The sequence below is a fragment of the Pseudomonas sp. HMSC067G02 genome, from assembly GCF_001813485.1.
GTDB classification, from domain to species: domain Bacteria; phylum Pseudomonadota; class Gammaproteobacteria; order Pseudomonadales; family Pseudomonadaceae; genus Pseudomonas; species Pseudomonas aeruginosa.
Genome location: NZ_KV812613.1, coordinates 33,034 through 42,826, shown reverse-complemented (window position 1 = coordinate 42,826; position 9,793 = coordinate 33,034). Strand labels below are relative to the sequence as shown.

The following is a 9,793-nucleotide window of genomic DNA, read 5'->3' as shown; positions in this document are numbered from 1 at the left end:
GGCATTTTATCAACCAGAAATTCCGGATACCCTTAATAACCTTCATCATGTTGAGAAAATTGGCTTTGACGCCTGGACCATAAACCAAGACCGGGCGAATTATAACCACCTCGATTCCAGTTCTTGCTGCCAGATCCAGAAGACCTCTCTCCGCCTCTAGCTTAGACAGGCCATAGGGGTCAATCGGCCGGGGTTCGTCATCGGCTCTGTATGGACGCCCATCCTCTGTAGCTTCTCCATTGACCTTTATTGAACTGATAAATATGAAGCGCCGTACCCCCTTGCTCGCAGCCTGTCGCGCCAAGTTCAAGGTTGCCTCCACATTCACCTTGCGGAACTCCTGAAGTGGATCGGCAAGCGTTTCATTCATCACATGGACGCGCGCCGCGGCATGAATAACGATATCTACCGCCTGCAAGGCCTCGGACCAGTCAGTATCGGGACACAGGTCACCAGTCAATACAGACCGTACAGAAGAAGGAATGCGAGAGGATGTGCTTCGTGCAGCGGCAACGACTCCATGCCCCAGACGCTGCAACTGCTCCGACAAAGCCCTTCCAACAAAACCTGAGGCCCCTGTCACCAGGATTCTGCTCATGAGTCTCCCCTGTCTTTCTCCAGCAACCGTGTATATTCTCCAATCAAAAGATTGCTAATACGTTGACTGGAAAATTCTTTCTCCACTCGAATCCGAGCCTTTTCCCCCAGTTCCTTGCAGAGTCGCTCATCACCTAATAGCTGATCGATTGCCGCAGCCAACGCTTGAGAGTTTTTCACTGGCACAAGCAGGCCTGTCTCACCATTGACAATGGCATCGCTCAGACCATAGATATCCGAACCGATAGTCGGCACCCCCATGGCCGCGGCCTCGATCACCACAGTACCGAAACCCTCCCTGTAGCTAGGCAGGAGCAGCATATCCGCTATAGCCATGAACTTTTCCGGCTCATCAGAAAACCCCAAAAGAATAAGTCGCTCCTTGAGATCACTAGAAAAACCGGCCAAAAGCTCTTCTTCGCTCATCTCATGCGGCCCAAGGAGCATAAGAAAAACATCATGATTTCCGACTAAGCTCTCAAAAGCCGCCAATAACTCCAAAACACCCTTGTCTTGAGTAAGACGGCCAACAAAAAGCAGAGTCTTCGAGGCTCTTCCGATACCCAGGGAAGCTTTCAGAGAAACTCTTTCATTCAAGCTATAACGCGAAGCCGCGAAACGTTTCAGATCAATTCCGGCAAGCGACCCTTCACCAATAACCGAGATATCGTCATCATCTGCAACACCGCTATCGATGATGAATTTGCGCTGCGAAATACTATCCGCATAGCAATGAGTATTGAGAAGCGCTATAAGCTTGTCACTGCCCTTGGAAAGAAGATATTTCAAACCTTTTAAACCCACCCAAGGCTGCCCCGTAAAAGTATGCAAACGGATGGGCACGAAGGCAAGCTTTCCTGCTAGCGCACATAACAAACCTGCCTTTGGAGTGGTAGAGTGAACGATGTCAAACCGCTCTTTTCGAAAAAATCGCCAGAGTTTATACAAAGCCAGGAGATCGCTAAGCGGAGAAATTTTTCTTGGAATTACAATAGAAGCATAACGGCAATTATCAATATTTTTAGAAAGCTCTTTTTCACTAGCAACAATCGTGATCTCGGCCCCCGCATGGGCAAGTGCGGAAATTTGAGCTCTCAATTGGGTCTCAACAAAAAAAGTCACAGTAGAGACCCTGGCAATGCGCACGCCCTCAACCCCCTTTGAATTGAAATAGCTCAACGCCGGCCTTCCTTATCGAGAATAACTTCAGATATTTCTTTTGTTATATCACGACTAGGCACATAACCTAATATATGGTTCAACTTATTGCATGAGTAATGAGTGCGCGCCACCAAGGAATCTATACGAGATGATGTCAGAGGAAACATCTTTATCCCCGAAAAAACGAAGGCGATCATTCTCGCCAACGCTTCTGGGAAGCGCAAAAAAGGTGGAGAGACTCCCTGCAATCCTGCCATCGCCTCCACTAGGCTCTCTTGTGTGCAATCATTGGAAATATTGAATATCTGATTCTTCGCTCTTTCCTCAAATGCGCAGAGCAGAAGTGCCTCGACAACATCGTCAACATGTACATAGGTAGAAACTGATCCTGGGGGCCCCACATAGAAAAAACAGTGCGCCTTGATCAATCGCGCCCATTGACGCAACGACCCGTTTGGCATTCCTGAACCATATACATTGGACGGCCGCAAAATAGAATAGCTGAAAACACCATTTTCGACGGAAGACATCACCAGTTCATCGGCAATCGTCTTGGTGCATTCATAAACTCCTACCGGAGCAGAAGCGGTTTCCTCCGTGACAATACGCTCGGAGTTGGCCTTTTCCAGAACAGGACCGTATGCACCCACACTGCTTAGTTGGACCCAATGCACTGGCATACCAGATTGGCGAGCACTTCTTTTCGCAGCAATGATCAGCCGTTCTGTTGCCTCGACGTGAAGAGCATGCATCTTGCTCTCATCCTGAAGCTCTCCGAGGCAGTTGAGAATAACCGTACAGTCGGACACCAGGAAGTCGAGATCGACCTCACTGTTGAGGAGGTCGACTTTCACACAATCAACCCCAACGATGGATTGCATCTTCCTTGAGGAGATTCGGACATTCATACCCCGCTTCCGCAGCTCCGAAACCACCTTGCTTCCAATGAAGCCGGCACCACCAGTAACCAAAATGTTCATGTTATATCCCAATGACTATCTCAACTCGCCTCGGCCCCAACTATCCCAATAACCCTTGGGCAGCCAAGTCTCGAATGGATCAGATACTAGTTCAATGTCTCTCTTTATATGTTTCAAAGGAAAGCAAGAAATCCCTCTTTCTCTCAAACTTTTAAAGAAGACCCCATCCCTGCCTACAAGAATTGTAACGTCATGGCCAGCCCGCCGAGCCCCATGAGCGAGGTCAAGCAAGTGTACATTGGCATCTCCCATGAAGTCCGAACGATTCAAGATATATGTGATCTTCAAAATCACTCCATCCTTGTTATATCGCAAGCTCCTACAAAAGCCTCAGATGTATGATTTTAACTTAATCAAATCAAGTTCTTGAGGTCCATCTTAACAGCCTAATATGAATCCAATGGAGCAACGGCGAAGCATAAACAATAGCTCGAAGCTTATCGACAAGAGGAATATTCTTGAAGAAGAGAATGCTGAGAATGGATCGATTTGCACGAAGAGTTTCTAAAGCAGCGAGCTTAGCCAACGAAGCGGAGACCGCTACCGAGAGCTCTCCCCTGTATCTCTCTAGATAAACACTATAAACAATGGATCTCTTCGAAATCATTTCGTTTTTTTTAGAAAACCCAACATCTCTCTTTAAAGAATTATTATCATGCAAACGATATAACAGAGAAACAACTGGAACATGGATAACATTCACGTCTTCAGCATAGGTGGCGTGACACTTAATCCACATATCCTCATTTCCAAGAACAGGCGGAATAGGAAAGACTCTCTCAGCAAATCTTCTATTGAAAGCTATTGTCCCCCCCGAAAGAGAACCTAACTCTCTATCCTTAGGAAAAACCATTCCATCTAGGTACTTAGTTTTTGAAAAAGTTCTATATTTACAGAGAGTAATAAAGTTCTCATCTTGATCCAGTACTGGATCTACTCGCGCTCTCAAGGTGTTAGGTACAAGTTTATCGTCACCAGCCAACAACACCACAACACCTCCACTAGACCTCTCATAGGCAAAATTGAAGGCATTGTTCTTACCTTTTTTTTCATTCTTATAGCACTTGAGAAAACTATATTTATTCCGCAGCTGCTCCATCAACTGCCACGTCCCATCCGTAGAAAAATCATCAACACAGACGACCTCAATAGAAAGCTTTTCACCCTGCTCAGAAATACTTTGGAGAGCCTCTTCAAGATGCAAAACTTCATTATAGACCGGCATCAAAATTGAAACATCTACACCCATGTCCTTTATCCTCTATCGCTAACCGGGCTACTCATAATATATTTTGACTTTTTTGCGAAAGCCGAAAAAACGGGAAAAAATACACAAAAATATATCGCCAGAGGAATAACATTAGAGAACTGGCTTCTAGGAAGAATGATAATCACCGAAACCAGGCAAGCCGCCAGGCCCAGAAAAAATGAACTGGAAAGGGTCTTGTTATCTAGGGTTTTCAACAAGAAACCAAAGCATGCTGAAAAGGCAGAAAATAGAAAAACCTGCTCGAACGACCATATATAAAACGTACTAGGTAGGCTCCATCCCAAACCTAGCCCTCCGAGATATGTAACAGGATCGAGGTGATATGCAAGATAGTCTGCATAACTCACGTCTTGCATGCGCAAGTCATAGAAGATTGATGCAAGCCTAGACGCACCAGGGACAAAATTCTGAATCGTAGCCACCAGAGGATAGTCAGAAACCTTAGTAGAAACATCAAAGACCATCAAGGATATCCCCTGATCATATAGAAACTTGGAGACAAACCCTAACCAACCACTATCTAAATTAACGGCCAAACTCCTTGCACTTAAAGAGCCAAACAAAACCAGGCTGAGAAAAAACAAAGAAAAGGCAGCCAGTACGCCAAACCAACTGACCTTATGGTTTATTCCATATGCCCAGAGCAGCATGAATAGAGAAATAACAAACCCTCCTCGCTGTCCTGCGAGCAAAGACAAAAGCCCCATGACAAACAACGAGAGTATTATTATTTTCTTCTCACGCTCTAGACAAAATGAGTAGCTCAAACCAAGTGCAATATAGAAGAGGCTTTTAAAAAACTTACCACCGGCATAAGCCTCGCCCTGAAAAGAATATAGGGACAGATAACCATCAGATGACGAAATCACATAATTCCTGTATTCTACATACAGATTTATCGAGCAGATAATGACAACCAAGAAAAAGATAACCATGCGAAGCATGGGAGAGAAATGCCCCCCTCCTTCCTCTACACCGCCAGAACTACCTAGCTTAAACTTGATATCCCGCCCCAGCACAGCTCCCATATACATTGAAAACAGGAATATCATCGATAAAAAGCCAAGCCTCACCCCATCATAAGGAGCTAGTTTATATGTAGCAAAAAAGTCTATTGCAAAAATATCAACATCGGGATTCAATATTTTTGAAAAAAACCGCCCAAAAATGAACACAGCCGTCGATACAAAAAAAAGAACTGTCAAAGAGGTGGGCTTAAACCCTAAAGAAAGGAATGAGAGAAAAATATAAACAAAAAGCGCAAGCACTATAAAAGCTATCGAAAGCTCATCAACATAGGAGCTTACATCAAAACTAAAAAAGTAACAGACAAAAAGGAAAACAAGAATCAAGAAGCCAAAGAGCAAAGTTTTAGAGCTCTTGATCACAACGCCCCCTTGATTAACCATAAAGTGAACCCTCTTTAAACATCATAGAGCAGAATAAAATCACCAGCCCTCTGCTCAACATGTTTTTCTTTTCCTATAGTGAGAAATAAGCACCGAAAGAAGAAGCCCAATAGATTTTCGGAAAAGGAAAGCTCCTTTCAATCCAAGTAATGCCCAGAAAACCAAGATAAGAGCCTGATTTTTTTCTTCGGAGAGCAAAATCAATGAGCTTGTCAAAGTGCAGAAAGAGGTAACCATATAAAGCTTAAGCCTAGGTATCTTACGCCACACCGAACACGAAAACTCAGTTCGGCAGAATAGAAAAACCCAAAACGCAACAGCAGTAGCTACCGCTGCACCAGCTGCTCCATAGAGAGGAACCAACAGATAATTACCACCGAAGCTAGTTAACGCAGCTAAAATAGAAGACAGCATAGAAAGACCGGTTCGGCGAGAAATGCTGATGCCGATCGCCGTTGCCTCTGAGAGAGCATAAAGTAAGGGAGAGGCCACACATACTGTTATCATGTACTGTATGGGCGCATATGCTTCAGGTAAAAAAAGTGGAACCATCCAAGAGAACAGCCCACTTATTATAAATATATAGAAAACGCACGCCAGTACATGCTCCGATATTTCATCAATTTTCTTTTCATCAACCCCCTCGGCAGCCCATTTGAAGACCGTTGGAGACCATATGGTCGTAAAAATGTTTCCAAGAATACCAGCACCTGCTGCGATACTCACCGCTACTGAATATATCCCCAACTCTGAAAAGGTAGAGAAGGCACGCAAAAAGAGTCTATCCATGACATACAGTCCCCATGCCGCCACTCCGCCCACAACTAATGGTAGACCGAAACGCAACAACTCATGAAACTGTGTCTTGTACAACGTATAGGCATTCCATGGTCTCCATTCACCACGGGTATTCCAAGCAAAAATAGACATGATCGTAAACATAGATATTGCTTGCGCCACTAATAAACTTACAAAAGAGGCCGGTATGGAAAAAACAAAAAATGACGCAATGACGATCAAAAAAAGAATTTTAGGCGATATCTGAGTCAAAGAGAACGCAAGAGCTCTTTCCTGCATTCTCAGAATCAGGGAGAGGAAGCGAGAAACCAATGCAAAAACAAAACAAAGCATTGTCAGATAGGCAAGTAGACCATCGCTTTTCTCGTACATAAAATCAGAAAGTATCGATGCATCATAAAAAAACAAAAAAGAACAAGACAAAAGCAAAAAAAACAACCCGGGGAAAAGACAAGATTTCAATAATGCCGAGCGATTTTTTTCTTCGTGATATTCACGCACATAGGCTTGATCCAACCCTAGACAAAAAAGGAGAACACAGAAGTTTGAGGCAACTTGAAGCATTGCAATCCGGCCAACATCTTCAGCGGAATAAAACCAAGTAATTATAGGGAGCGTTATCAGACCAAGAACAGCCGACCCGATAGAGCCTATAGCAAAAACCGCTATCTTCCGAGAAACCATTATTTTTCTTCTACTAAATATTCTACTTCTTTTATAAAAGACCTATAGTTCTGCTCAGAACTAAAATCTTTCTCTATTTTTTTACGTGCCGTTTCCCGCATTGTTTTCCTGTCTCCTCCCAGATAGAGTTTGGAAATTGAGCTACAGTACTCTTCGGGAGTAGGGTTTTCAGAAAGCAACCGCCCACAACTATTATCTATCAGAGATCTGATTCCACCTACACAAGGAGCAATTGCAGGAACGCCAGCACTCATCGCTTCCATAATGGAAACCGGCACACCTTCCGACTCGCTTGCATTAATAAAGAAATCAACAGCATTATTTAGGAAAAAAGCTTTCGCTTCTTTATTTTCGACTTCTCCCATAAAGTGAAAACTTACATTCTCAAGCTCTCCTAGTTCCGTCCTGGCTAGAGACTCGAGATCAAGCTTCAAAGCTCCTCCTCCCAAGTGGGTCCACTTTATTTTAATGGAGCGGTGTTCAAGGGCAAGAAGCCTCACAGTGGAAATGATTTTGTCAATTCTTTTTATAGGAATACATGAAGAAAGAGAGACCAGATGGAGTCCCTCCTCACTTACTTTTGAACCACCTTTGGGAATGGGTACACCTAACTTAGAAATCTTGAGTTTTTCATCGGCTGCAGAATAGCGCTCTTGATAATAATTTCTGCCTTGTTCGGAAAGAAGAAATACGGCATCAAAACAATCAACAAACTGTCGCTTCAGAGGCATATAGCCATGCGCGCGTCGCTCTTCGTAAAGATCGAACCCATGAGCTCTAGAGATTACTTTACCGATTAACCCTTCCTGCTTCAGCAAACAAGAAGCGTAAGCTTGTACATCATTCCAATAACAATAAACGACATCGATTTTTCCATTATTGGATACGAATTGGCGCAACGCCAACTCAGATGACTTGGTCAATGCCGACGCTTTTAATGCATAATATAATTTTAAAAAGCTGAACTCCCTTGCTTTTATCAAACATCGAATCTCTTTTATGAAGACAGCGGAAATAAGCGCTCTAAAAATCAAATTCAATCTCGATTTTTCTTGAATCGGGGTTGAGAGCGTTATATTCTCAGGCAGCCATCTTCTATCTTTTCCGCAAGTGGCGGGCAAAATATACACCTCGGAAAATGAGCTCTCAGCCCAAAATGCTATCTCATCTTCAATAAATTGCTCCCCAGGATAATAAGGGAAAGCATTTGTAAGTATGAGAATACTGCTCATTTGACGAGAGCCTTAACAATAGTCTCAATTGCTTCGTCAGTGAGATAAGGGTGCATTGGAAGACTCAATACCTCTTCTGCAACCATATCCCCAACTGGCAGATATGCTTTGTCGTTAGAAACCGCCGGCTGTTTATTCAGGGGGATAGGATAATGAACAGCAGTTGGGATACCTGCATCTTTAAGATAGCTCTGAACATTATACCGTTCATTCACACGAATAGTATATTGAGCCCAAGCACTAACATTATACGGCTCAATGTAGGGCATAGAGTCAAGCCCTGCAGCCTGCAATAAAGAACTGTAACGTTGTGCTACTCTTTGGCGTAACTGCATTTCCTCATCAAAAACTTCCATCTTTGAAAGAAGGATAGCTGCCTGCAAGGTATCAAGGCGGCTATTTACTCCCACCCGGATATGATGATAGCGACGGTCTTGGCCATGTCGAGCTATTTGGCGCATGACCTCGGCCAAGCCGTCATCTTCCGTGAAAATTGCTCCACCATCACCGTAACAACCCAATGGTTTACTAGGGAAAAAGCTGGTGCATGCAATTTTAGTCAAACTACAGGAGCGCCTTCCTTTATAGATTGCACCAAAACTCTGAGCAGCATCCTCAATAACAGGGATACCATACTCCGCTGCAATCTCATTAATCTCGTCAAAATCGGCACACTGCCCATACAACGATACAGGAATAATCGCTTTAGTTCTTGCTGTGATAGCTGCTTTCAGCAGCTTTGGATCTAGATTATATGAGCGAGGGTCAACATCGACATAAACCGGTGTTGCCCCTAGTAATGCAGCTGTTTCCGCAGTGGCTATATAATTGAATCCCGGGGTAATAACTTCATCGCCAGCCCCTACATTCAATGCCATCAGCGCAATCTGCAGGGCATCTGTCCCGTTAGCTACACTGATACAGTGCCGAACCCCGACATAATCGGCCAGCTTTTGCTCTAACTCAGCCACCTCGGGACCAAGTATATATTGTCCATGCTCAAGTACCCGGGCAATTGCGAGGTCGAGCTTATCTTTAATACGTGCCTGCTGCGCCCGCAGGTCAATAAAGTCAATCACGCCACCAACTCCTTCACCAGTCCATCTGCAGACAGTCGATACGTATCCCCAGTATGTGGACAAGTAGCCTTACCTTTTCCATTCACCGGCAAATCAAGTCTTTCACCGTACTCGCTCATCCAACCAACTTGTCGTGCGGGAACACCTACCATCAACGCATATGATGGCACATCTGACGTGACTACAGCTCCAGCCCCAATAAAAGCAAAGGAACCGATAGTTACCCCACAGACAATGGTGCAGTTGGCTCCCAAGGTAGCGCCACGTTTCACCAGTGTATTCAGGTACTCACTTTTTCGCTCAATTAGCGAACGTGGATTATGGACATTTGTAAATACCATACTCGGTCCACAAAAGACCCCTTCCTCTAGAGTAACATTGTCATAGACAGATACGTTGTTCTGAATTTTACATCGATCACCAATGGATACTTTATTTCCAACAAACACATTTTGGCCTAGAGAAACTTCCTTGCCAATTCTAGCCCCTGCACACACATGCACGAAGTGCCAAATTCGAGAACCGTCTCCAATTTGAGCCCCTTCGTCAACAATTGCGCTATCGTGCTGATAAAACCCCATAA

At 44.2% G+C, this 9,793-nt stretch carries 9 protein-coding genes; all 9 read right to left on the bottom strand.

What is annotated here, in order from left to right; all coding sequences use genetic code 11:
- Nucleotides 1-598, bottom strand: a 598-nt coding sequence (locus tag HMPREF2914_RS31035; protein ID WP_139148194.1) for an NAD-dependent epimerase/dehydratase family protein, incomplete at its 3' end; no start/stop codon positions are given.
- Nucleotides 595-1,776, bottom strand: coding sequence for a glycosyltransferase family 4 protein (locus HMPREF2914_RS01040; RefSeq protein ID WP_009313764.1), 1,182 nt, complete (start codon nt 1,774-1,776; stop codon nt 595-597). The genes HMPREF2914_RS01040 and HMPREF2914_RS31035, both read right to left, overlap by 4 nt.
- Nucleotides 1,773-2,738, bottom strand: coding sequence for an NAD-dependent epimerase/dehydratase family protein (locus HMPREF2914_RS31030; protein WP_009313763.1), 966 nt, complete (start codon nt 2,736-2,738; stop codon nt 1,773-1,775). The genes HMPREF2914_RS01040 and HMPREF2914_RS31030 overlap by 4 nt, the downstream gene beginning before the upstream one ends.
- A 358-nt stretch (nt 2,739-3,096) precedes the next feature.
- Nucleotides 3,097-3,987, bottom strand: a complete 891-nt coding sequence (locus HMPREF2914_RS31025; RefSeq protein ID WP_023091540.1) for a glycosyltransferase family 2 protein — start codon at nt 3,985-3,987, stop codon at nt 3,097-3,099.
- Between the two features lie 5 nt (nt 3,988-3,992).
- Complete coding sequence (gene wzy, locus HMPREF2914_RS31020) at nt 3,993-5,396, bottom strand: O-antigen polysaccharide polymerase Wzy (protein WP_170869074.1); 1,404 nt, start codon at nt 5,394-5,396, stop codon at nt 3,993-3,995.
- A 75-nt stretch (nt 5,397-5,471) separates the two neighbouring features.
- Entirely contained in the window at nt 5,472-6,899 is a 1,428-nt protein-coding gene (locus tag HMPREF2914_RS31015) for a lipopolysaccharide biosynthesis protein (RefSeq protein ID WP_009313760.1), read from the bottom strand.
- Nucleotides 6,899-8,131, bottom strand: a complete 1,233-nt coding sequence (locus HMPREF2914_RS31010) for a glycosyltransferase (RefSeq protein WP_004350982.1) — start codon at nt 8,129-8,131, stop codon at nt 6,899-6,901. The genes HMPREF2914_RS31015 and HMPREF2914_RS31010 overlap by 1 nt, the downstream gene beginning before the upstream one ends.
- Nucleotides 8,128-9,210 (bottom strand): DegT/DnrJ/EryC1/StrS family aminotransferase, encoded by a 1,083-nt coding sequence (locus HMPREF2914_RS01025; RefSeq protein ID WP_016263248.1) that lies wholly within the window; start codon nt 9,208-9,210, stop codon nt 8,128-8,130. Before HMPREF2914_RS01025 ends, HMPREF2914_RS31010 begins: the two co-directional genes overlap by 4 nt.
- Nucleotides 9,207-9,791, bottom strand: a complete 585-nt coding sequence (locus HMPREF2914_RS01020; protein ID WP_031627545.1) for an acyltransferase — start codon at nt 9,789-9,791, stop codon at nt 9,207-9,209. The genes HMPREF2914_RS01025 and HMPREF2914_RS01020 overlap by 4 nt, the downstream gene beginning before the upstream one ends.
- Nucleotides 9,792-9,793 lie beyond the last annotated feature (2 nt).